Origin of the sequence: Anaerococcus sp. NML200574 (assembly GCF_026131665.1) — a bacterium.
Classification (GTDB): Bacteria; Bacillota; Clostridia; order Tissierellales; family Peptoniphilaceae; genus Anaerococcus; species Anaerococcus kampingae.
On the sequence record NZ_JAMXSM010000004.1, the window covers coordinates 147,428 to 171,015 of the forward strand.

Annotated in this window: 22 protein-coding genes and 4 pseudogenes; 2 read left to right on the plus strand and 24 right to left on the minus strand. The window is 28.2% G+C overall.

All coding sequences use genetic code 11. The annotated features are described in order from the left end of the window. Entirely contained in the window at nucleotides 1-1,731 is a 1,731-nt protein-coding gene (locus tag NH286_RS03665; protein ID WP_035112627.1) for an ABC transporter ATP-binding protein, read from the minus strand. 57 nt (nucleotides 1,732-1,788) lie between these two features. Beyond that, entirely contained in the window at nucleotides 1,789-2,424 is a 636-nt protein-coding gene (locus tag NH286_RS03670; protein ID WP_265236990.1) for a TetR/AcrR family transcriptional regulator, read from the minus strand. Nucleotides 2,425-2,722: 298 nt separating this feature from the next. Between NH286_RS03670 and NH286_RS03675 the strand changes: the two are divergent. Further along, nucleotides 2,723-3,079: pseudogene (locus NH286_RS03675) on the plus strand (plasmid mobilization protein). A 1-nt stretch (nucleotide 3,080) separates the two neighbouring features. Continuing rightward, nucleotides 3,081-4,416: pseudogene (locus NH286_RS03680) on the plus strand (relaxase/mobilization nuclease domain-containing protein). Between the two features lie 19 nt (nucleotides 4,417-4,435). Here the strand turns inward: NH286_RS03680 and NH286_RS03685 are convergent. The 22 genes and pseudogenes from NH286_RS03685 to NH286_RS03785 form a co-directional block, all read right to left on the minus strand. Continuing rightward, the gene (locus NH286_RS03685) at nucleotides 4,436-5,293 is read right to left on the minus strand and encodes a Kiwa anti-phage protein KwaB-like domain-containing protein (RefSeq protein WP_209814451.1); all 858 of its coding nucleotides are present in this window, start codon (nucleotides 5,291-5,293) and stop codon (nucleotides 4,436-4,438) included. Further along, the gene (locus NH286_RS03690) at nucleotides 5,290-5,811 is read right to left on the minus strand and encodes a hypothetical protein (RefSeq protein WP_209814453.1); all 522 of its coding nucleotides are present in this window, start codon (nucleotides 5,809-5,811) and stop codon (nucleotides 5,290-5,292) included. The genes NH286_RS03685 and NH286_RS03690 overlap by 4 nt, the downstream gene beginning before the upstream one ends. A 91-nt stretch (nucleotides 5,812-5,902) precedes the next feature. After that, a complete protein-coding gene (locus tag NH286_RS03695; RefSeq protein ID WP_209814455.1) occupies nucleotides 5,903-6,124 on the minus strand; it encodes a helix-turn-helix domain-containing protein in 222 nt (73 codons plus the stop codon). A 149-nt stretch (nucleotides 6,125-6,273) separates the two neighbouring features. After that, nucleotides 6,274-8,769: an FtsX-like permease family protein gene (locus NH286_RS03700; RefSeq protein WP_265236953.1), complete on the minus strand. Its 2,496-nt coding sequence runs from the start codon at nucleotides 8,767-8,769 to the stop codon at nucleotides 6,274-6,276. Continuing rightward, nucleotides 8,756-9,445, minus strand: a complete 690-nt coding sequence (locus NH286_RS03705) for an ABC transporter ATP-binding protein (protein ID WP_265236955.1) — start codon at nucleotides 9,443-9,445, stop codon at nucleotides 8,756-8,758. Before NH286_RS03705 ends, NH286_RS03700 begins: the two co-directional genes overlap by 14 nt. Before the next feature lie 99 nt (nucleotides 9,446-9,544). Then, nucleotides 9,545-10,522, minus strand: coding sequence for a sensor histidine kinase (locus NH286_RS03710; RefSeq protein ID WP_265236957.1), 978 nt, complete (start codon nucleotides 10,520-10,522; stop codon nucleotides 9,545-9,547). Beyond that, nucleotides 10,509-11,174: a response regulator transcription factor gene (locus NH286_RS03715; RefSeq protein ID WP_265236959.1), complete on the minus strand. Its 666-nt coding sequence runs from the start codon at nucleotides 11,172-11,174 to the stop codon at nucleotides 10,509-10,511. Before NH286_RS03715 ends, NH286_RS03710 begins: the two co-directional genes overlap by 14 nt. Further along, the gene (locus NH286_RS03720) at nucleotides 11,155-11,370 is read right to left on the minus strand and encodes a helix-turn-helix domain-containing protein (RefSeq protein WP_265236961.1); all 216 of its coding nucleotides are present in this window, start codon (nucleotides 11,368-11,370) and stop codon (nucleotides 11,155-11,157) included. The genes NH286_RS03715 and NH286_RS03720 overlap by 20 nt, the downstream gene beginning before the upstream one ends. 145 nt (nucleotides 11,371-11,515) lie before the next feature. After that, the gene (locus NH286_RS03725; protein WP_265236962.1) at nucleotides 11,516-12,133 is read right to left on the minus strand and encodes a DNA-binding protein; all 618 of its coding nucleotides are present in this window, start codon (nucleotides 12,131-12,133) and stop codon (nucleotides 11,516-11,518) included. A 426-nt stretch (nucleotides 12,134-12,559) separates the two neighbouring features. Beyond that, nucleotides 12,560-13,321, minus strand: coding sequence for an ABC transporter permease (locus NH286_RS03730; protein ID WP_265236964.1), 762 nt, complete (start codon nucleotides 13,319-13,321; stop codon nucleotides 12,560-12,562). Further along, entirely contained in the window at nucleotides 13,318-14,097 is a 780-nt protein-coding gene (locus NH286_RS03735) for an ABC-2 family transporter protein (RefSeq protein WP_321160844.1), read from the minus strand. Before NH286_RS03735 ends, NH286_RS03730 begins: the two co-directional genes overlap by 4 nt. Next, nucleotides 14,094-15,056, minus strand: a complete 963-nt coding sequence (locus NH286_RS03740) for an ATP-binding cassette domain-containing protein (RefSeq protein WP_265236966.1) — start codon at nucleotides 15,054-15,056, stop codon at nucleotides 14,094-14,096. The genes NH286_RS03735 and NH286_RS03740 overlap by 4 nt, the downstream gene beginning before the upstream one ends. A gap of 13 nt (nucleotides 15,057-15,069) precedes the next feature. Continuing rightward, complete coding sequence (locus tag NH286_RS03745; RefSeq protein WP_265236969.1) at nucleotides 15,070-17,205, minus strand: radical SAM protein; 2,136 nt, start codon at nucleotides 17,203-17,205, stop codon at nucleotides 15,070-15,072. Beyond that, nucleotides 17,195-18,268: a radical SAM/SPASM domain-containing protein gene (locus tag NH286_RS03750; protein ID WP_265236971.1), complete on the minus strand. Its 1,074-nt coding sequence runs from the start codon at nucleotides 18,266-18,268 to the stop codon at nucleotides 17,195-17,197. The genes NH286_RS03745 and NH286_RS03750 overlap by 11 nt, the downstream gene beginning before the upstream one ends. Further along, a complete protein-coding gene (locus NH286_RS03755) occupies nucleotides 18,265-19,272 on the minus strand; it encodes a radical SAM protein (protein WP_265236973.1) in 1,008 nt (335 codons plus the stop codon). The genes NH286_RS03750 and NH286_RS03755 overlap by 4 nt, the downstream gene beginning before the upstream one ends. Continuing rightward, nucleotides 19,262-19,534: a hypothetical protein gene (locus NH286_RS03760; protein ID WP_265236975.1), complete on the minus strand. Its 273-nt coding sequence runs from the start codon at nucleotides 19,532-19,534 to the stop codon at nucleotides 19,262-19,264. The genes NH286_RS03755 and NH286_RS03760 overlap by 11 nt, the downstream gene beginning before the upstream one ends. Nucleotides 19,535-19,892: 358 nt before the next feature. Beyond that, nucleotides 19,893-20,171, minus strand: a pseudogene (locus NH286_RS10700) (transposase); the annotation flags it as partial. A 57-nt stretch (nucleotides 20,172-20,228) separates the two neighbouring features. Beyond that, nucleotides 20,229-20,420 (minus strand): hypothetical protein, encoded by a 192-nt coding sequence (locus tag NH286_RS03765; protein ID WP_265236977.1) that lies wholly within the window; start codon nucleotides 20,418-20,420, stop codon nucleotides 20,229-20,231. Between the two features lie 132 nt (nucleotides 20,421-20,552). Continuing rightward, nucleotides 20,553-20,762, minus strand: a pseudogene (locus NH286_RS03770) (helix-turn-helix domain-containing protein). A 254-nt stretch (nucleotides 20,763-21,016) separates the two neighbouring features. Then, nucleotides 21,017-21,265, minus strand: coding sequence for an ATP-binding cassette domain-containing protein (locus tag NH286_RS10655; RefSeq protein ID WP_321160845.1), 249 nt, complete (start codon nucleotides 21,263-21,265; stop codon nucleotides 21,017-21,019). A gap of 130 nt (nucleotides 21,266-21,395) precedes the next feature. Continuing rightward, nucleotides 21,396-22,052, minus strand: a complete 657-nt coding sequence (locus NH286_RS03780) for a DNA-binding protein (protein ID WP_265236979.1) — start codon at nucleotides 22,050-22,052, stop codon at nucleotides 21,396-21,398. A gap of 43 nt (nucleotides 22,053-22,095) precedes the next feature. Beyond that, complete coding sequence (locus NH286_RS03785; RefSeq protein ID WP_265236981.1) at nucleotides 22,096-23,424, minus strand: helicase; 1,329 nt, start codon at nucleotides 23,422-23,424, stop codon at nucleotides 22,096-22,098. Between the last annotated feature and the right edge of the window lie 164 nt (nucleotides 23,425-23,588).

A 23,588-nucleotide genomic window follows, 5' to 3' on the forward strand; every position in this document is an offset into this window, starting at 1 on the left:
TTAATCCTCCTTTCCTATACTTGTTTTCCAAAGCTTCTTATAAGTCTCTGAAGAATTTAGAAGATCTTCATGCTTACCAGAGTCTTCAATTTTTCCATTATTTACTACAAAAATCTTATCCGAATCTTTTATTGTATATAATCTGTGTGCAATCACGATTACAGTTTTATTTTTAATTAATTCATTTAAAGAATTTTGAATTAAATATTCATTTTCTGGATCCATATAGGCCGTTGCTTCATCAAATATAACTATAGGGGCGTTTTTTAGCATTGCTCTAGCTATAACGATTCGCTGCCTTTCGCCTCCAGAAAGACTTTCTCCCTGTTTTCCAACCCTAGTTTCATATGCATTTTCCAAATGAGATATAAATTCATGACAGCCAGCTTTTTTTGATATCTCCTCAACTTCTTTATCGCTCGCCTTAGGGTCACCCATTCTTATATTTTCCCTTATAGTATCATCAAATAAAAAGTTGTCTTGGGACACAAAAGAAACCTGATCATAAAGTTCTTCTAAAGGAATGTTTTCATAAGGAATATCGCCCATCTTAATCACACCCTTCTTTACATCCCAAAATCCTGCAATTAATTTTGCAATAGTAGATTTTCCACCACCTGACAAACCTACAAAAGCATTTTTAGTTCCTTCTTTTATTTGTAAGGAAATATCTGATAAAATTTCTTGACCATCTTCGTACTCGAAACTCACATTATTAAGCTCTATATCATGATTTTTAATAACAATTTTTTCTTCACTGTGAATTTGCTCAGTCGCATTAAGAACAGACTCCACATTTTCTACTAAAGTGCCTACTTGAGCTCCTATAGTTGTAAATCTCATCATAGTATTTAGTAATCCTTGTAAGGAAAAGGATAAAATTATGGAAAGTAGATATCCTGTTAAGGATAAAGATCCATTCTTATAAAAGATATATCCCAATGGAAGTATAGCTAGAAGAGTAGTTGGGGTGATTGCTTTTGACATTGACATTCCAAATTGAGTTTTTGTCATCCAGTCATAATAATATTTAGCATTAGCATAAACTTTGTCGGTGATTTTTTTATAAGTTTTATCCGTCTGATTATATGACCTTATCACTTCTAACCCATTTACGTATTCTACAAGAGAAGAATTCATTTCTCCTCCGATTTTCATCGCACCAGCAAAATTATCTCCATAAGATTTAAAAACACTTGCCATAAAAAACATACCTATTGGAAATGATACGAGGGATAAGAGTCCCATTCTCCAGTCTACAAACAAAAGATATAAAAATACAAAAACAGGACCTAGTAAATTTGCTGTCATTTCAGGGAACATGTGAGCAAGTGGACTCTCCATACTTTCTACCTGATCAACTATTTTTTGCTTAAAAGCTCCACTTGGAGTTTCGCTTATTGTTCCAAGAGAAAGTTTAGGAAGTTTCTCTATCATTTTTATCCTAATATCAGCAAGTATAGAAAAAGTAGCCTTGTGGGAAATAGATAGAGACCATGCATATAATAAAGTTTTTAAAGCATAACCTAGTAGTCCAGTTAAACACCATAAGATATAGTAATTTTTATCAGTATCATTTGATATAAGTCCTTCAGCAATTTTTCCTCCACTTATAAAGGGAAGTATTCCAAAAATAACTCCAAGACTTGCGAGTAGCACTGACAGATTTAAACTTGACCTATGATTGTTCGCCAATTTCATTAGTTTTTTAAATTGATTTTCTTTTTTCAAAAATTCCACCTCCATAAAAAGATAACTTAGTTATCATATTTTTAAAAAAATTAAGGATTATAATCCCCTAATCTTTTTCCAACCATCATTAAAAAATCCCGCTATAATCTTTGCATTATGAACTGCTTCTTCCTTACTATTAGAATGTACTACTAATTCTGATAGTGCATAAATGTAAGCATGGTTTATAAGATGTAGTCCCTCATCAGTAATAACGCTCATATATCCATTCTTATAAATTAGATTTAAAATTTTTTTATGATTTTCATCTTCAAATCCTATAATTTCATCAATAAAGTTCTCGTATTTTGTACCATATGAAGAAAAAATCAAAAGCTCAAAAATATCTTTATTATCATAAAAGAAAGATACGGACTTTACAGATGCTTCTTCTTTCATTTTCAGTATTTCTAATAACTTATTTTTACTTAACTCTTCATCAGATTCATAAGTTTTAAGACTTTTGTCTTCATAATTTTTATAAATATCAAGAATCTGACTTGCAAAAGGTTCTACCAAATTTGTAAACAAATTTTCCTTATCATCAAAATGACGGTAAAAAGCTCCTGTAGTTACCCCAGCTTCTTTGCAAATCTTTCTTAAGTTAGATTTCTCATAACCATCTTTTAAAAAGTTTTTTATACCACTTTCTAAAATTTTGCTATGAGTAGCATCATACCCACTTAAACTCAACACTCATTCACCTTCTTCCTACTACAAAACCTAACCATGATAACTTAGTTATCATTATATATACTCATCTTCTTTTTGTCAATACGAACAGTAGAAAATCATACTTAAGTATGATATAATTATTAATAATTAAATATACGCTTAACGCTTATAACTTTAATAGCAAGCACAGTAAGTGAGTACCCACTTACGAAAAATTGATGAAGCAGAACCTTTATGGACTGCTTCTTTTTTTATCAATTTTACCTTGTTAGGGAGAACCCTAAGACCCCAATAATTTATGATAAGGAGATATACTATGGATAATAGAAAAAGAAATAATCAACTAAAAATATATTTAACAGATGAAGAGAAAGAAATCTTTGAAAAGAAAATGAAACTTGCTAATTGTAAAACTATGTCCCACTTTCTTAGAAAATGCGTATTAGAAAAAGAGATTTATGTAGTAGATTTAGAACCATTTAGAAACCTACAATGACTACTTTCGAATGCAACAAATAACATAAACCAGATTGCAAAAGCTACTAATACAACTGGTGTAATTTACAAGAATGAAATTGAATCGATGAATAAACAGATAGAAAAATTATCAAGAGAAATATGGCAGATTCATTCCCTACTTCTTAATAAATCAAAAGAAAGTTCTGGTGATTAGTATGGCAATTACAAAAATACATCCTATAAAATCAACTCTAAATTTGGCAATAGATTATATAACTAAGAGTGAAAAAACTGATGAAAAAGTCTTGGTATCTTCATTTAAATGTCATCCATCTACTGCCCATATTCAGTTTATGAAAACACGAGAAGATAACGATACTAAGGGTACAGTTTTGGCTAGACATTTAATTCAATCTTTTCTACCAGGAGAGGTTGATCCTATAAAAGCTCATGAAATTGGAATGGAATTATGTAAGAAAATTTTAAAAGAAGATTATGAATTTGTTCTTGCAACTCATATTGATAGAGGGCATATCCATAATCATATCATTTTTAATAATGTTAATTACAAGACTGGTAAATGCTACCAATCTAACAAAAAAAACTTACCATAAAATTAGGTATCAAAGTGACGAATTATGTAAAGAAAATAAGCTTTCAGTCATTGATGAATATTATGAAGCTTACAAAAGAAAATATAAAACTGCGGGTAAATCGTGGTACGAATATGACCAAAACAAGAAAGGAAATTCTTGGAAATCTAAACTACAATTTGATATAGATAGAATGATTAATAAATCTAAATCTTGGGAAGAGTTTTTAGATAATATGAAATCTATTGATTATGAAATTAAATTTGGTAAACACATTGCTTTTCGTCATAAAGATAAGCAAAGATTTACAAGATCGAAGACTATCGGAGAAGATTATACCGAAGAAAAAATTAAAGAAAGAATAGATTTAGCTATTAAAAACAAAGCTAATACTATTAAAAAACGTGTAGGAAATGTTATTGATATATCTACTACTAAAAAAGCTCAATCCTCTAAAGGTTACGAAGTCTGGGCAAGAAAACATAATATCAAAACAATGGCTGATTCAATAATTAAACTTAGAGACCAAGGAATTAATTCAATTACACAGCTCGATGATCTAATCAAAAAATCTGCTGATGATAGACAAGACTTGTTAGATAAAATAAAGAAAATTGAAACTGAGATGAAGAGTTTATCCCAAGATATGGAAAACATAAATACTATAAATAAGTATCGTGAAATCTATAAATACCACAAGAAAAATCCTGAAGATAAGCAATTTGCAGATGAATATTATAGTGAACTTTCCGTCTATAAAATAGCCGCAAAGGAAATCTTGAAGAACTATAAAAAACTACCCAATACAAAAGAAATATTAACGAGACTCGATAAACTACAAGAAAAAAAGAACACCCTTATGCAAGAGTATTCTTTGAATAAAGAACAATTTTCTGACCTTGTTCAGTATAGGAAAAACTATGAAAATTATTATGGGAAGGAAGTGGAAAGAACTTAATAAAACCTTCGAATATTTTCTATAAAGGTCTCTTGGAGTTGGTTAAATAAACGCCGTCTGTCAAGTTTCCTCTATATATTTCTTCCGCTAAATAAGATAGTAGTTCTTTTTGTGAATCCTTGTCGTCAGGAAAAATTATTTTATTTTCTTCATTAATATCAATTTTTAAGTTTAATTTTTTTGCAGACTTAATGATTTCATCTACAGAATTATTCTCAAGAACTCCAGAATCTAATATATATGCAATTTTTCTTCTAGTCCAGTTATTACAAGACTCAGCTACAGAATCTATATCATCTATAGAGAAGCACTCGTTAGAGCAAAATTTTTTTATATCATCGGTTGTTGCTTCTCTATAATATTTGTTTAGGTTAAATATTTGATTCGCCCAATAATACGATTTAAAATATAGATTACCATATTCGTAGTATGCGTCTATACAATCAGTTATAACAATACCTGGTTTATTTTCACATGAAAATGTATGTTTATTAAAAAAAAGTGTAAAATTATGGCTCTTCAGTATTTGTCTGTTAGGCAACCTTTGAAAGATTATTTTTTCGCAATCATCATAATCTGAAATAGGCACAAAGATAGCTTTAAGATCTAGCTCATTATCGGAGTTAACAGAAACTTGAGTCACTCCCAGAGGATTATTTATAGCTTCCGTTATTTCATTTGGCAGATCAAAATTTTTTATTACTAAACTCTCATCATTCTCAGGCTTATATGAACCATCAAATTCAATTGTGTTATCTTTGTACCCTTCTATACTTTTAGTAAGTGAATTTTTGATACTTGCATCGTCTTCTCTTTGGGTCTCTATCATTTTTACAGATGTTGAATCTCTACCTGCATTTTCCAAAACATAAATCAATATTCTACCTCCATTAATATATCTTCGAAAATACGTATTACTTTTCTAACGTCATTGCTTTTTCTAATATTTCTCTTGCTTAATAAAGTGAAATCTTTTCCTTGTTCCGTGCTAATTTTATATGAGTTATATCCTACTATCCTAAGTATTGGATTGTTTGTTGTTTTATTTCCTAATACCAATAAAATAGCTGCAATACCCATTAAAATCCAAGAATAATTATCTATTTCTTTTCTTAATAAATTTTTTATAAATGGAGAAAAATACGATAAAAAGCTTGCTATATACCAATTGTTTCCCTCATCATCAACATTAGTTACATTAACTTTAAATACTTGTAAATTATTTCTTAAATATTTAATAAATATTATTTGTGATATCGCTAATATAATGGATATCAATAAACATATCAATCCGACTATTGATTCCTTAGACATCAACGTGGACACTCCAATCGCAAGTATATAAGGAATAATAATTGATGAGTTGAAAAATACATGAGAAAACTTATTTAACATAAATACCTCTACTAATTAAACTTTAACAACTTTCTATTATCAAAAGCACAATCCATAACATCCACAAAATAAATCGAATGCTTTATATTTTCTAGTAGTCGCCTTTTGCTTCCTCATTTCTATATTCAATAATATCTCCAATATCACATTGAAAATACTCACAAATCTTTCCCAATGTTTCCAAACTTACATTTTCGTCTCTTCCCATTTTTGCTATTGTCTTGGGTGTTGTTGCTATTGCACATTGTAAGTCTGTCTTTTTCATATTTTTATCTATTAATAACTTCCATAATTTATTATATGAAAATCCCATATCATTCTCCAATTCTATATTTTACCTTTCTAAATGTATAGATTAACTACCTAATTATAGCATATAACACAGATTCCTTTCAATTATATGATTTACTGCGTTAAAACGAGCAAAAAAAGGCTGTGAGTTTAATACTCACAGCCTTTTTCTTATATACTCTTGAAAGTATTATCTGAGTTTTCATTTATTGTTTTAAGACCGCTTTTTATTGCAAGTAAGACACCTGCAATTATAAAGACAAATACTATTAATATAGGAGTATAGTTCATATTTATTAGCAGTTCTTTTATTCCAAAGCCTAATTCATAGTTACTCCTATAGGCTCTTAATACAATGCCTATAGAAAACATAAAGATATATGCTAAGAAAATATTTTTAAACAATATTTTTACTTCAGCAAATACCATCTTTTCCACTTGTTTTTCTGTCATTCCAGTAGTTGATAGAAGTTTAAAATCATTGGCTCTCGCTTTAAGGTTGCCTTTAAAACTATTATAGGCATTGGAAAGAGCGATGGTTATAAGAATTATTTGTATGCCAAGATTTAATAGTTTTTCATTTCTCGTTTGTTCTTTATCCATAGCCGCTCTTAAAATTTCTGTAGAAGTGCCATGATCTGATTTTGGAACATAGGTCGAAATCACTTTTTCGGCATCTTCAAATACTTTTTCTTTATTTTTATCGGCTTTGATTTTTACAAAATAATAATATACAGGATCAGCTTCATCTATTCCGTACTCATCTATAAAATTTCTTAGACTACTTTCGCTTGTGTAAATAGCTATTTCATTTGACTTATATGCCTCTAATCCATAAGGCATCTCTTCTATAGATTCGTCAATTCTTATTTTCATAGCCTTTGCCTTTTCATTATATTTTAAAGTAATATCTCCAGATTCCTTATCAGAAATTTTTATATAATCTCTAAAGGTATAAGGTGTATTATTATCTTTAGATACTTTATTCACTAAAACATAAGTCGCATTTGTAATATTATTTACTTCTAAAAGGTTTTTAAAATCTTTTTCTGTTAGTGCATAGATACTAGCATAAAGTTTATCACCGGATTTTTTACCACTATCTAGAGAATTTTTTAAATCTTTAGAAATAAAGTCCTCATTTTCACCAGTATAAAATTTTGTATCTACTCTTTGATAGATGTGTAATTGTTCTATACCTTTAACTTTTTCCATATCATTCACAAAATTTTTATTCAAAAATTCATCTGTATAAATACTAGAGTTAAAATTGTAAGGACTTTTATATGAATTATATTTTTCATTCAAAGTTCTATATGACTGGCTAACTAAAACTGTGGTAAGTACAAAGGCTGATAGAGCCATTGAAATTACAATAATTCGATAGGTTGAACGATAGGACCTATAATAATCTTTTGCTAAAGTCTTTTCTATAGGTCCATTTATTTTTGACTTACCAAACTTAATATTTTTTTCTGTAATGCCATTTAATCCCTCAATAACCTTTATCTTTGAGCTTTTCTTTGCAGGAATCAATGCTGAAAAATAAACTATTAATAAGGATAACAGAATAATTATTAAAATAGATCCAATACTTGGTATTACTAAATTAAAGTCTGGAGATTTTAGACTTTCGCCTAAAATATTTGACATTTTTTTGTAAGAGATAGAATTGTTAAACCACAACAAATATAGGAGTAGATTTGCAAAAGCCCAAGATAAGACTGTCCCTAAAGCTATTGGCAAGATTGAAAGTTTAGATGCCTTCTTTCGAATCATTTGTCTAACTTGCTTTTTAGTCATCCCAGTACTTTTTAAAAGAGCAATTTCTTTTAAATCTCTATTATTCCATACATTAAAAGCACCATATATAATAAAGGCAAAAAGTACGCAGAGAAAGAAAGCCATCCCATATTTTTCTATAGCTAAATTGATTACGCTTTTAGGTGGAATAATTCCTTTAGGATAAACCATACTGTGCTCTAAAATATCTTTGTTGTAAAATACTCTTCCAATATCTAAGGCTTGTTTCTCATCAATATTCATTTCAGACAAAATTTTTCGAGTTTTTGTGTAGGTATCCCTTATGCTTTTATACCAAATCCATGCTTCTATTCCAGTATTGTTGTCAAATAGATAATCCTTTTTATTACTATCTGCTAAACCTATAAACATAGTATCTTCAAAAGAATATCCATAATCATCGTAAACACCAACTATGGTATATGTCTTTTTATTTTCAATTATCTCAGAACCTAAATCATACTCCTTATTTTTTAATAAAAATCTCTCTGGCACTAAAAGTTCATTTGAATTTTCCGGTTTTCTACCATTTTTGATTTCATAGCCGAGAAGACTTTCAGAATCTCCATTTTCATATATAACCGCATTTAAGTCTGTATTAATAATTTTATTGAAAGAAACTTTTTCTATATCTGTATCGTTTTTTAATTTATCATAAAAACTTTCGTCAATTTCAGCTATATCTACATGATAATCTCCAATAGTTTTCTTTACATATTCATACTGTTCAGTGTTCATTGAGTCGAAAACAAAAATAACAGTTCCTAGTAAAATCACTGCCAAAAGTATGGAAATTTTAATGGCTAGGGTGTCTTTTTTATTATTTTTAACAGCTCCACTGGCAAGATCGTTAATAATTTTCATAAGACTCATCTCCCAAGAAACTTAACCTACCATCAATCATCTTATAAACTTTATCACATGCATTCGCAACCTTTTCATCGTGGGTGATAATCATAATCGTAGAGTTCAATCTCTTATTTACTAGTCTAAAAAGTCCTGTGATTTCTTCAGAATTTTTTCTATCAAGATTTCCTGTCGGCTCATCTGCTAAGATTATGGCAGGTCTTGTAATCAAACTTCTGGCAATGGCAACTCTTTGTTGCTCGCCACCTGATAATTGTTTTGGATACCTATCAAGCTTTCCTTCTATTCCTAGTATAGATAAAATTTCCTTTAAATATTCTTCATCTACCTTTTTATTGTCTAACAAAAGAGGAAGCAAAATATTTTTTCGAACGTTGATGTTTGGAATCAAATTAAAAAATTGATATACAACGCCTATATTCCTTCTACGAAAGATTGTCATCTCATCGTTGTTAAACTTGGTAATATTTTTATCTTGAATAAAAATATTACCACTTGTTGGTTTATCAACTCCTGCTAATAGGTGAAGCAAGGTAGACTTTCCTGACCCGCTATCTCCAATAATGGCGACAAGATCTCCTTTATCCATTTCAAAATTCACATTTGATAGAGCGTGTACTTCTACTCCGCTATTGTAAGTTTTTGTTAAATCTACTGTTTTTACAATATTCATATTTAGTCCTCCTTATCTTCCTTATATGATATTAGACTTAAGTGACTGGAAAGTGACTAGAAAAAAAGACTGTGCTTTATTTACACAGCCATAATTAAATCAGTTATAAAATCTTAGTTCGAAGGCATTTGATTTTTTCCCCTTATGATATAAAAGCTCTCCATTTTGCCTTTCCATGACAGATTTTGCCATAGGAAGTCCAATTCCATAACCTTTTGAATTTGGATCCATCTTGTAAAAACGTTTAAAAACTTTTTCTAACATTTCACGATCCAAACCTTTAGAAAAATCTTCCACAAAAATACTTTTATATAGATTTGTTTCTTTAAGTTGAATTTCTATCTGTCTACCTTCTGTAGCTTCTAGACCATTCTTCATAACATTGAAAAGTGCCTCATAAGTCCATTTCTTATCGCATATAAGATCAAAATCATTTCCATAAAGGGGAATTTCAATAGGATCATTGATAAAATAGTCCTTCAAGTTTCGTATGCTATCATCAATTAAATCTCGAGCCGAAACTCTGTCTCTTGTCATTTCAATTGTGCCAGAATCAATGGCAGCAAGTTTTAATAAAATATCGGATAGATTGTAAAGTCTAAGGAGATTGTCCCTAAGTCTAGATATATATTCTTTTACCGATTCATCTTCTTCGTCTTCTAATAAGTCAAGTAATAATAGAGATCCAGTTAGAGGAGTTTTTATTTGATGGGCAATATCTTCCGTATATTCCCTTAAAATTTCTTTATTTTTCTCAGCATTTTCAGCAATCCTCTTGTTTTCTAAAATAATTTTAATAATCTCATCTCTTAATTTTCCAAATTCATCATCTATAATTTCATAATTATCCGAGTTTAAATCCAATGAATGGAGAAGGTTAAATATATTATTAATCTTATCTTCTAGCTCTATTTCTTTTTTCTTTTCAAATTTTCTAATAATTAGAAACAGAATTATATTTATTAGTAGAAAGCCTAAAAGTGTTAGAATATCAAATCTTGGGTTTAGATAGACTACAAATAAAGACATCAATAAATTTAGGACTATGATAAGTAAAATTCTTTTATTTTTTCTCATTGTCCCACCTATAACCTATTCCTCTAACTGTTTTTATATGCTCTCCATACACGCCAAGTTTATTTCTAAGTCTTTTTACAGTTACAGTTAGAGTGTTATCGTTTACTTCATAAAAATCATAACCCCATACATAATCTAAAATTTTCTCCCTTAATAGATTTATATTTTGGTTTTCTAAAAGCATTTCCAATACAGCAAACTCTTTTAAGTTAAGGTCTAGATCTATTCCATCTATTGAAGCTTGTTTTGAAATGAAATCTAAAGATAAATTCTCAAAAGTCAGTTCGTCAACCTTTTTTATTTTTCTGCTAAATATATTGTCTATTCTCGCCTTTAAAACAGGGAGAGAAAAAGGTTTTGTAATGTAATCATCTGCTCCTTGAGAAAGACCTTTAATAACATACTCATCTTCGTCTTTTACAGTAAGCATTATTACAGGAAGGTTAGAAAATTCTCTCAGCCAATTTAAAAAATTAAAGCCTGATCCATCTGGGAGATTAGCATCAAGAAGAATTAAATCAAAATCATTAAAATTAAGATTCTCTGTCTGAGAAAGATTGTTATAAATAATAGTTTCAATATTATGCTTGTTTAAGTAAGTTTTAACAGCAAAAGCAATTGTGCTGTCATCTTCAATCATTAATATTTTCAATTCTATACTCCAGTACTTCTGAGATATCACATTTAAAATAACTACAAATTCTACCAAGTATTTCCATACTCACATTTTCATCTCGTCCCATTTTAGCTATGGTTCGTGGACTTGTATTTATCGCTTTTTGTAAGTCTAATTTATTCATCTTTTCATCTATTAATTTTTTCCATAATTTATCATAGGAAAACCCCATAACCTTCTCCAATTCTATATTTTACCTTTCTAAATGTATAGATTAACTACCTAATTATAGCATATAACACAGATTCCTTTCAATTATATGATTTACTGCATTAAACTGAGCAAAAAAATAAAGGCAGTCCGAAGACTGCCGATATTTATCTCTCTGCACCTTTGTTATGGTCTTTCTTAGTTGACTTAGTTTTGTCATCTGTCTTAAATCTTTTTATTTGCCCTAATATGGACTTTTTATCTTTATCTTGACTCTTTACTTGTTCTTTTGCTTTTAAGAGCTTAGAAGACAAAATACGGACATTTTTATGTTCCTTTCCATTGTTATCAATGCTTGTTTTTACTTGTCCGAAGATTTTAACAAAATCTCCTTGTTTTAAGTTCTTTAAATCTTTTGTCTTATCTCCATAGGCTGAACAATTTGTATATACCTTATTTCCATCGTCATCTTTTGAAACAATTGAAAAGTTGCTTACCTTGAACTTTTCTCCATTAGCATTTTCTCTTTCAAGATTTTCTACTTTTCCAGATATATTACCCACGAGATTTATAAGGTCATCTTTTTCTTCAAGTTCATTGGTATTTTCAACAATCTTACCTTGTTCTTTCATATCATCAATCATATAGTCAAAGTCATCACTTAGTAGACCTGTTGTGTCGTTGTTCATATATAAAACATAGACTTCTTCAAGTGCCTTTTCATCATTAACACCTTTTTCTATGCTCACAAGTGCTTTTATAAAATCCTTGTACTGGCATTGCATTAGCTGCTGGTAAATCTATCAAAAAAATAAATATCGTCCATAGAAAAAATCTGATTCTGTTATCATTATTATTTTGAAGTCAAATCTTTGTAAAAATATATATTTATTTTTATCTGTTTATATCGGTAAATTATCTATGTACAATTTATTAACATCATTACTCATTAAATATCCTTATTCTATTATTTTAAACTACAACTATAAAGACCCCTTAAATTCGTTTATCGAATCTAGGGGTCTATTCTTAGAATTTTGCAATTTTGCTTAATATCTAAGAAATGGAAATAGATGAACTTCGGTGAGACTTCTGACTCAATACAGTATTCCCTGGTCTTCTTAATACAACTTCTCTAATAGTTGGATTAAATCTCATGTTATCTCTCCTTTCTTCAAATTTATATTAAAGAAAAACTTTAATATCCTAAATTAAAATATATCTACGTCATAATATAATCTGCATGAATTAAAAAGCATTTCAAATATTACAAACCATAAGATATTTAAAATAATAAGTATAATAATCCAAATTAATTTTCTACTAACTAATAGGTCATATGGTATATAGCTCATTGCAAATATTGGTATTAAAAACGTAAAAATTTTACCTACTTCATCAGGAAAAACTTTTCTTGGTTTTTCCGCAAATTCTAATAAATTCACCACTAAGGATCCTATAGAATCTGTTCTAATTCTAAGCATTTTGAAATTGTAGATACTTAAAAATATATATTTTAAACATATAGCTGATAAAAACATAGATATATAGTAAATAAAAATATATATTGTTAAAAGATTATTTATATATACAAGTTTTATATTTATTATAAATAGTAAAGGACTTATCAATATTGCTGGTACATTTAGATTAAATAATTCAATAACCTTAATAATCTCTAACGGAGCAAGTAAATCGTAAATTATATCTCCATTTTCTAAGGAATTAGCGTAAGTAGATACTCCTTCTGAAAAAAATATCGCAAAAATATTATTTGACAACGTATATGTTGATACATACAATAAAACTTTATCTTTAGTCATTCCGAAGTATAAATTATTTTCATTTAGCAATATAGAATACGTAAAAAACACAGAAAAATATAACGATATATCAGCTATAAACCAGGATAATAAATTAGTCTTATACTTTAAGCTTTTTTTAAAATTAAAAATTATATACTCTTTTATCATTCTATAGTTCCTTCATATTTTGTTAAGCCATATTCCCAAATAATTCTATTAAAAATAAAAAATATAAATATCCATATTAATCCCATTATTAAAACATTTTTATAATCAAACTTCGTCATTCCCAAAGCCAAACTTGGGTAATAGCTAAGATAAGCAAATGGAAGTTTTTTCAAAACCACAAAAACACATTCAGGCAAAATATCTAAGGGAAATAAAGATCCAGTAAATACTGCCATAGTTAAACTTTTAATAGCACTTATACCCCACACTTCTACAAAGTTAAAAGATAAACAACCTATAAAAAATGATATTAAAAAACCTAATATTAAGGCTATGCTTATAAAAACTATAGACGGTATAATTGCACTTATTTTTATAGAACCAGACCTAAATACAATTATGGGTAATACTAAAAAAAATAAAGGCAGTGCTTTGGCTAACTTTACAGATAGGTCTGACAAAAAATAAATATAACTTGTTTTCATTGGTTGAATCTGTTTATATATAAATTTACCGGATTTTACATCAGCTTCCATATTAAATTCTAAATTAGATATCACAATCTTTAATATAATGTTAGATAGGATAACGTATAGGATCAAATCATAGCCTAAAGAAATATTTCTATAATCGACCATTGATTTGGAGAATAAATAGTTTATCAATATGGGTAAAACTAATAAAGTAAAATACTCTGTGACTAGGTTTATTTTGTACTTAAAGTTAATTATCAAATTCAGCTTTATATTCAGCCTTAAATATTTTAATATTCTCATCCAATAATTCTCTCAATCATATCTGCAAATTCTAAATTTTTAATATTAATATCATATACATCATATGATTTTATTATATATTTTAATATATCTTCTCTCTCTTTGTCGTCAGTATATAAAATTAGCCTATCATTTTTTTTATCATTTCTAATATTTCTATTATTTAAATCATTCCTAATCTCTTTATTACTAGATCTAGACTTAAAAGAAATTTGAATATAATCATCAAACTTCTTAGCTATATCTCTTGTATTACCGTAGTATATACTTATTCCTTTATTTATTACGAGTATTCTTGTACAAATGTTTTCAATATCTTCCATATCGTGACTGGTTAATATTATAGAAGCCTTATACTTCTTAACATAATTAATCAAAAAATTTCTTATTGATTTTTGACTTTTATAATCCAGGCCTATTGTTGGTTCATCAAGAAAACATATAATTGGTAAATTTAGAAAAGTAAGTATAAACTCAGCCTTGCACCTTTCTCCTAATGATAAATTACGTGTTGATTTATTAAGTTTTTCCTCGCTCAAATTTAACATATTAGCTAAACTTTTAATTCTTTCATTTATAGTTACCTTGTTAAGATTATACATAGTGCCATACAAGTAAGCATATTCCTTTAGGGAGGTATCAGGATTTAATCTATTTTTTCCTCCCATAAAAATACCAACAGACATCCTATAATTAAGGCATCTTTTATAAGGATCTGATCCCATAATGCTTACTGTTCCTTTGTCCCTTTTGATAATACCAGAAACCATCTTCACGATGGTGGATTTTCCTGAACCATTAGGGCCTACTATTGCTAAAATTTCAGATTCTTTAACCTCAAATGAAACATCCCTAACGGCCTCTTTAGTATGTTTATCTTTAAATATTAGCTTACGAGATGTGTAGTAGGTATACTTTTTGCTTATGTCTTTAACCTTGATGTTGCAGGCATTTCTCACAATCCTTACCCCTTCATTCTTCCATACATATAGGTTTCAATACACCACCTAAATGTTTTTTGTAAATTCCATCACAATATTCATTTAAATTACATCTTTTACATTCATAATTATCTAAATCTGCTTCAAAAGTTATTTCATCAATAGATTCAATTTCATTAATATTTTTATCGAATTTTTGTTTATATTTCGTATTATAAATATCTCCATTAAAATCTACCATGAAATTGTTGTTTTTTATTATACTACTAGACTTATCAACGGTCCTGTCAAAATGTTGATATTTGTTATCAGAATCCAATATTCTATCTACATATTTCAGTAAATAGACAGATTCAATTGGCATTGAAATATTAAATTTGTTTTTCCCTAATTTTATAAACTTATACGCTTCATTTATAAATTTTAAAATATAAGTATTGTTATACAAGTGATTAGCTTTTCCTAAATTAAGTAGTGAACTGATACAAAAATGGTCTACTCCAAGATTAATATAATAATCATATATTCTTTCAATACTATCAATATTTTCATCAACTACAACTAAATTTACTCTTACTGTTATTCCTGCAGATATTAATTTTTCTATATTATTATTTACCTTATCCCAATCATTTCTACCACTTATTTTTCTATGAAGTATTGAATTATCAGCATAAACAGAAATTTGTATGTTATCATAATATTCAAATTTTTGTTTTAAAAAAATAATATCTTTATCATCTAATAATGAACCATTTGTTAAAATTGTTACGAAAGAATTTTCTTTATTTTTTATACCCTCTACTAATTCATAAATTTTATTTTTCTCTAAAAAAGGTTCCCCACCACTAACTATATAAAAAGAATTATCTAATAATAAAATAGATTCATCATATTCTAATTGATTCGTTTTATTGTTTTTCTTTGAAATATCCATTAGACAAAATATGCATTCTCCATTACATTTTTCAGATAAAATCAGTTCTATTATTCTTGAATGCTGACTTTTCTCATAAAGCATTATTAAATTATTCCTTGAAATCTCTTTATTGCTTAATTCACATTTATTTGATAATATTTCCTTTATCATTTTATAAAGTAATATTAACACACACTCGCTAAAGTATTTTTCATTATTGTTACAAATTTCTTCAAATGAACACTTGTTACAAATATAATTTGTATCTTTTCTACCATGATCATAGGATTCTCTAAATGCCTCTAATACTCTCTTTTCACTTAAAGATACTAATTGAGTGTTTCCCCATCCGCAATTAACTCCATTTCTCTCAACATTTATATTACAAATATATTTTGATAAATAGTCATCAAATTTATATTTTTTATTTTCTCTCGAGAACACTTTTTCAAATAACAAAATTTCTGGAGGCAGGCTAAATGTTACAATTTTATTATACCTATCGTTACTTATAAGATTAATTAGAGAAGTAAAAACATCGACAAATTCACCTAAATCATCTTTTCTATTTCCTCTACCATAGGGCAAAATATAATTGACATGAATATCATTTATACCTAGTTCGATAATATAATCAATTACTTCATCAATATTTTGATAATTATACTTACTTATAGTAACATTAACTTTAATGTCAATCTTATAATTTTTAATGATATAATTAATATTCTGAGTAATTAGTTGTAAATCAGTGCCTTGTCTTAAAAAATTAATTGTATCGTTCTTTATTGAATCAATACTAGTCTGAATAATACAATTGCCTCTTTTTTCCATTTCATTAAATACTTTGAAATGGCTACTGTTAAATCTATAATTTAAATTTGTAAGTAAAATAACTGATGATTCCTTAAATAATTCCATTATATCCAAGCATAAACTAGGAAATAGCATAGGTTCCCCACCACTTAATGATATAAGTGCTGGATATTCATATATAGATTCATCCAAAATTTTATCTTTTATCTTATAATAATTATCATTTAATTTAATTCCTGATTTAGAGTCGGTAAGGCAATACATACACTTACAATTACAAGAAGAACTAACAGTAAAATTTATTTGTAAGGGCTTTACACTTTTATTACCTTCATTTTCATATAGACATATCAATTGATTAAGTAATGAATTATATTTTTTATCGTCTTGTATTCTCAGATAATCTATTAATTTAGTAAAATCATCCATCATAATCAGTACCTACACATCTAGGGTCTTTATTACCGAAACAATTATACCTATCATAAATTAATCCCATACAACCTCCATTACATAAATCAACACAACTACAGGTCTGACATTCAGACGGAATTATAGGTAAATTCTTTCTGAACATTCTTAATTTCTTTAATAGTGTTTGAATGTCACTATATAATAAATTATCCAACTTATAATTTTGAAAAAAAGAACAAGGCACTACGTCACCATTAGATAAAATATGTATATTAAATCTACATGCATCGCAACTATAAGCAAAGTCTCCTGCTCTTTCCAATTTTACATTTTTTACATTACTAATCGGTAGGTGCGATTGACATATGTGACCATCAATTCCACCATAATATTCAATCCCCTTTGTTTTGCATAAATTTCTTACTAAATGATTCTGTTCTCTCACAATATTATAATCTGGAATAATACTATCTGATTCAACACCTCCTATAGGAATATAAGGGGTAGCAGCTATATATTTAGAACCTTTAATAATACAATCTTTAACGATTTCGGTTATAAAAGATTGATTTTGTTTAGTTGGAGTGATATTAACTATCAGGTTTTTATACAACTTAGTCAAAACTTCTAAATTTTTATAAATAATTGCATTCTCATTACTATAATACCTTTGCCTGAGATTTATAAATATTGGTTCATCAATGCTAAATTGGATCACATCATATATCGGATCGAGTATATCTAAACATTGATATAAAGACCTAATATTCAATCCATTAGTTATAATCCTTATAAAGAACTCGTTTTCTTTGGCCATTTTAATTATATCAACAAAAATAGGTGAGCAAGTTGGTTCACCACCAGACAAAGTAATTTCTTCAATTCCAATCATTTTAAGTTTTTTCAATATTTTTTTAATATTAGATTTATTTTCAAGAAGATTTGCCCTTAAGTTTTTCTGATAGCAATGTATACATGATAAATTACAACTTGATGTTATATCTAAAGATGCAGATATTAATTTTACATCATAATCAATATATAAACCTTTTCTAAAAAGAATATAGTTATCAATAATCATATTTGGGTACCTATACAAAGTTGACTACATGTTGAATTATCTTTACATATTTTGCACTTTGCAAAAATATTATTCTTCTTATTCCTGAATACCTTGGATTCTGAGGACTCCCAAATATCGAGTATCGTATTATTCTTTATACTTCCTAAAGGTTCTGATATATTCTCATAAAAAACACATGGATATAAGCTTAAATCAGTAGCTATACATACTTTCCCAGTTAAAGCTGTGCATCGATTGTGGATAGTACTTCCTTTATTGTAACAAGATGTTTTATAAGATGTATAATTCAAATTATTAAAAACCTTAAAATCATATGTTTTTCTCTCAATTTCATTCATTAGATTTGCGAGTTGGTTATCTTTCGCCTGAAATCTATAATTTGAAACACCTATCACCTTATTTAAAGTTATGCTACTAATACCTAAGTTATTATTAATAAAGTTTAAAAAGTCATAAATTCCACTAATATTATACTTAGTCACTACCGTATTTATCCTTGGTTTTATACCTTTTTTATTTAACAGTTTTATTGATTTAATTACATCAACAGACGATACCTTCCTATTAATAAAATTATAACAACCTAAACCATCTAAACTTATTTGAATCTCATCGTTACTTTTTTTAAATTTTTTATAGAAATCATCTGTTAAATATTGAAGATAAATACCATTTGTAATAATATCAACATTAATATTTCTATCTCTTATTTGAGTGTATATTTCTTCAAAATATGGGTGTAACAAAGGTTCGCCACCTTCAAGTATAAGTAAAGTATGTCGATCCTTAATTTCGTCTAATATTTTTAATAAAACATTATAATCAAAAAAACTTATATTTGTATTTAATTTTTTCTTGTAACAATATATACAATCAGAATTACAAACGTTTGTTAACTCCACGTATATCTCTACTGGATATGAAAGATACTTTATGTTTTCACAATATAATTCATTTTTATAAGCACACAGAAATATATCATCTATATCATTAATCTTCATATGTTAATATTCCAAATTCATACAACTCTTTAATAATTAAGTTTAAAGCATCCGTGTTTTCTTTATGCGATGACTTTTCATAAATTGAGTCTATTTCTTTAATTATTTTGTTTTTATCAAAACCAGATTTTATTAAATCTAAGACAAAGTAGGTATCTTCATTTATTGAAAACATTTTACTAGTTTTCCCTACAAAAACATAATACTTGATTTCATTATCAATTTCTTCTTTTCTTAACACAATACTTTTATCTATTTGCATCGGTTCTCCTTCTATGTTGTAAATAACGTTTTCACACATATTTTACTCAAACTTTTTTTTATTTCAACTAAAACCATACAACTTCTTTAATTCAAATACATAAATATTGTGTAAATTTACTAGTACAATATCTTCTGTCACTCTCTAATATACAATTTAGAAGTTGGGATCCAATCCTCCTTGATATTGATGAGGATTCGCCTATTAATCTCACAGCTGAATCTTCATTAGTAAATATTCTAATTAATTTCTCTCAACTTCTAACTTTGTTATTTACTCATTCTAAGCAATTTTTTGATTTAAGCCTACTATGAATTACGACAGTATTTAATCATATAAGGAGTCTTCAAATATATAATCAAGTGTTTTTCTTTAGCGATTTTGATAGGATGTTTCTTAGAAAATGTACCTGACATCTTTGCCATATTACATTTACGAATGTTTCCTTTACTGCTTTTACTAGACCTTTGTTAGCATCTGATATTACCATTTTAAATCCAGATAGCCCTCTAGATTTTAAATATTCAAAGAAGTTTGGCCATGAATATTCACTTTTACTAAAACTTAAATCTAAGCCTATGATTTCTCTATTTCCTTTTTCAGTTATTCCTAATGCGATATGACAAGCTTTTGATACTACTCGTTTTTTTCCCTTACTTTACATCTACAATTACATAAGGATATTTTATCGTGCTTAAGTCGCTCTTCCACTACCTACTTGTTCAATTAAGCCTCTATATCTTTGTTCTTTTAATACTCTCTCGATAGTACTCTTTGAAAAATCTGGATAGAATATAACAACATCAGATTTAGATAAAACTTCTAAGGAATTTTCAAACACCTTAAAAACCCTTTCTGCAGATGTCAAAGATTTTTTTCCAATCATCTTAAATCTTTCATCACATTCACTATATGCCTTGTAAATTACAGATAAGCTATATTTTATTAATGAAACTCATCATTAGTTCCAGAATGCCAATTTTCACTTGAAGCTTGTAGCTGTCCTTAAACTCATATTCTATTCCTCAACACTAAAATTATCTTCAAAACTAATGATATCATTAGGAGTGCAAGATAGAGCCTTACTAAATTCTTAAATGTAATTGGTTTATCCTTGCCCATTTGTGCCATAATATTTGTTGTTAGTCCTGCCATGGCTATTACATCCGTTTTCTTTAGTCCTTTTTTTTGCTAACTGTATCCATAATGGTTTATAGTTTAGTGCCATAAGTGCGGCATTTTTATCTAAAAATTTTCTTATCTCGACTCTTGAGATTGGGTCTACCCCACTAGTTACCTCATCTAAAAATATTATCTCTCTATTCATCATTACAATAATTAACAAAGATAATTTTCTCTTCATACCCTTAGAATATGTCGAAACATTTCTACCCAGATCATTTGTAATTTCTAACAAGTCAGAATATTTTTGAGAAGAATCTAAACCATAACCGAAATACAAACCGTATAATTTAATATTTTCTAGTTTTCTAGCCCAGTTTTATTTTCATACAAATAGTCATTTTCAAGTAACATTGCATGATTTCCCTTAATCTTAATTTCTCCACCATCTTCTTCATAAAGACCAGTGAGTATCCTAAGAAGAGAAGTCTTACCAGCGCCATTAGGACCCACAAGAGCGTGGACCGTATTTTCTTCAATTTCTAGAGAAAAATTATTAAAAAGCTTCTTGTTTTTAAAATTTTTACTCATGTTTTTACTTAATAACATTCATTTATAAACCTCCTATCAATAAGACTTATTTTCTTATGTATTTATCTTAGAGCATTTAAAACTTATTTACAAGAGTAAATACTGCAAATTTACAAAAAAATAAAGGCAGTCCGAAGACTGCCGATATTTATCTTTCTGCACCTTTGCTATGGTCTTTCTTATTTGACTTAGTTTTGTCATCTGTCTTAAAGCTTTTTATTTGCTTTAATATGGACTTTTTATCCTTATCTTGACTCTTTACCTGCTCTTTTGCTTTTAAGAGCTTAGAAGAAAAAATACGGACATTTTTATGTTCCTTTCCGTTGTTGTCAATACTCGTTTTTACTTGTCCGAAGATTTTAACAAAATCTCCTTGTTTTAGGTTCTCTAAATCTTTTGTCTTATCTCCATAGGCTGAGCAATTAGTATAAACTTTATTCCCATCGTCATCTTTTGAAACAATTGAAAAATTACTTACTTTGAACTTTTCTCCATTAGCATTTTCTCTTTCAAGATTTTCTACTTTTCCAGCTATATTACCCACGAGATTTATGAGGTCGTCTTTTTCTTCAAGTTTATTGGTATTTTCAACAATCTTACTTTGTTCTTTCATATCATCAATCATATAGTCAAAGTCATCACTTAGTAGACCTGTAGTGTCATTATTCATATATAAAACATAGACTTCTTCAAGTGCCTTTTCATCATTAACACCTTTTTCTATACTCACAAGTGCTTTTACAAAATCCTTGTAGTTATCATTCATCATTTCTTCTAAGTTTTCTCTAATATCTTTGTATTCCATAATTTCCTCCTTGTACTAAATAAGGAGAGCCTTTCGCCCTCCTTTAACGTTCTTGTCCTTTTTCACTTTTTTCTTGATTTTTATCTTTTTCTTCTTCTGATTTGAATTTAGATATTTGTCCCAATATTGATGGTTTCTCTTCCCTTGCGTGAAGATTATCCTCTACATCATAAGTTGATTCAAAGTAATCACTATCTTTAAAATCATTGTCATACCTATCTGGTATTCCGTCATTATCAAGATCTTTTGCTAGTGGATCATAAAAGTTTCCATCATCATCTATTTCTAGTCCTAGTGCTTGTTTTAAATCTTCTTCATCTACTGATACCAGATCATCAAAACTTGACATCTTTATGGCTTCGGTCATATCTTTAAGGGCTTGTGAGTTAGATATATCTTCTTCTACAAAAGATTCTGTTCTAATAGCAACATTATCTACATACTGAGTCCATGTTTTTTCTTCCAAATTTACCTCATATTGAATAGAATGCTTCCCATCAGGTGTTTCTGTATAGGCAAGTCCTATATGGTTTAAATCAGGGTATAATTTGTCAAAGTCTTCATAGCTATTAGATTCTGAAAACTCGTAGTTGGAATAATCAACTATCGCCCTCTTTAAATCTTCCAATAATGGTGATTGGTTTTCTAATTCTTCGACTTCTCCCATATCTAAAAGTTTATTAATCTCAGCTAGTCTTAGTGTCTTATCCCTTAACTCATCTGCTTTTTCAAATGGTTTAGTTAATTCTACTTTGGCATTTTCTAAAGATTCTTTATAGTTTTCAAGGTTTTGATTTAATCTTTCAAGCCTTGAAGGCATTTTTTCAATGGCATTATCAAGCCTTGTTATATTACCATCAGTAGAGTTTGAAAACTCTCCAAAATATTCTGCTTTTCCTAGAAGTTTAAAAGTGTGAGTATTAGTCATAAAGTTATATGAAACTTGTAAGTCTAAATTTCTATATTTACCAATGACTTTGCTATCATTTATCTTTACCTTTTTTATTTCTTCTAATAGCTTCTCTCCAGCTTCTTTTTTATCTAAAATTTTATCTGCACCAAGACTGATTGAAGTGAATTTGCTATCTCCTTCTCCTAATTTCTCAATACTTGCAATATCTTCCTTGACCGCTTGTATTTCCATTTCAGTTTTTAAAATACTTTGAGGATAAATTTTATTCACCTTATCTTCAAGCTTATATTTATTAGACTTATAGTTTGCTTCAAGCATTTTTAATTTTGTAACTTCGTTATCTAAATCCATTTTTTCTTTAATTAGAGGATTACCCGTAGCTAAAGCCTTAATTTCTGAATAAGATAGACTTGCTTCATCAACATCTTCTGCAACTCTTACTGGAGTTTTTGAAGTCATAATTTGAGAAATGAATTTTTGCTTATTCTCTATCGTCTGGTCGAGTAGGTCGGGGATATTACTATCCCTTTCCCCTCTAAGAACCGTGCATGAGAGTTTCCCCTCACACGGCTCAAGTTTTTATAAGCCCTAATTAAAGAGCCAGCGTGTTTTCTTCATCATTT

What these genes read in the sequence shown, in the direction of transcription:
- NH286_RS03765 (WP_265236977.1), bottom strand. Translation starts at nt 20,420, where the DNA reads ATGATTGGAAAAAAATCTTTGACATCTGCAGAAAGGGTTTTTAAGGTG.
- NH286_RS03690 (WP_209814453.1), bottom strand. Translation starts at nt 5,811, where the DNA reads ATGTTAAATAAGTTTTCTCATGTATTTTTCAACTCATCAATTATTATT.
- NH286_RS03725 (WP_265236962.1), bottom strand. Translation starts at nt 12,133, where the DNA reads ATGCAATGCCAGTACAAGGATTTTATAAAAGCACTTGTGAGCATAGAA.
- NH286_RS03700 (WP_265236953.1), bottom strand. Translation starts at nt 8,769, where the DNA reads ATGAAAATTATTAACGATCTTGCCAGTGGAGCTGTTAAAAATAATAAA.
- NH286_RS03735 (WP_321160844.1), bottom strand. Translation starts at nt 14,097, where the DNA reads ATGAGAATATTAAAATATTTAAGGCTGAATATAAAGCTGAATTTGATA.
- NH286_RS03780 (WP_265236979.1), bottom strand. Translation starts at nt 22,052, where the DNA reads ATGGAATACAAAGATATTAGAGAAAACTTAGAAGAAATGATGAATGAT.
- NH286_RS10655 (WP_321160845.1), bottom strand. Translation starts at nt 21,265, where the DNA reads ATGTTATTAAGTAAAAACATGAGTAAAAATTTTAAAAACAAGAAGCTT.
- NH286_RS03785 (WP_265236981.1), bottom strand. Translation starts at nt 23,424, where the DNA reads ATGACTTCAAAAACTCCAGTAAGAGTTGCAGAAGATGTTGATGAAGCA.
- NH286_RS03745 (WP_265236969.1), bottom strand. Translation starts at nt 17,205, where the DNA reads ATGATGGATGATTTTACTAAATTAATAGATTATCTGAGAATACAAGAC.
- NH286_RS03705 (WP_265236955.1), bottom strand. Translation starts at nt 9,445, where the DNA reads ATGAATATTGTAAAAACAGTAGATTTAACAAAAACTTACAATAGCGGA.
- NH286_RS03720 (WP_265236961.1), bottom strand. Translation starts at nt 11,370, where the DNA reads ATGGGGTTTTCCTATGATAAATTATGGAAAAAATTAATAGATGAAAAG.
- NH286_RS03755 (WP_265236973.1), bottom strand. Translation starts at nt 19,272, where the DNA reads ATGAAGATTAATGATATAGATGATATATTTCTGTGTGCTTATAAAAAT.
- NH286_RS03750 (WP_265236971.1), bottom strand. Translation starts at nt 18,268, where the DNA reads ATGATTATTGATAACTATATTCTTTTTAGAAAAGGTTTATATATTGAT.
- NH286_RS03760 (WP_265236975.1), bottom strand. Translation starts at nt 19,534, where the DNA reads ATGCAAATAGATAAAAGTATTGTGTTAAGAAAAGAAGAAATTGATAAT.
- NH286_RS03695 (WP_209814455.1), bottom strand. Translation starts at nt 6,124, where the DNA reads ATGGGATTTTCATATAATAAATTATGGAAGTTATTAATAGATAAAAAT.
- NH286_RS03710 (WP_265236957.1), bottom strand. Translation starts at nt 10,522, where the DNA reads ATGAGAAAAAATAAAAGAATTTTACTTATCATAGTCCTAAATTTATTG.
- NH286_RS03730 (WP_265236964.1), bottom strand. Translation starts at nt 13,321, where the DNA reads ATGATAAAAGAGTATATAATTTTTAATTTTAAAAAAAGCTTAAAGTAT.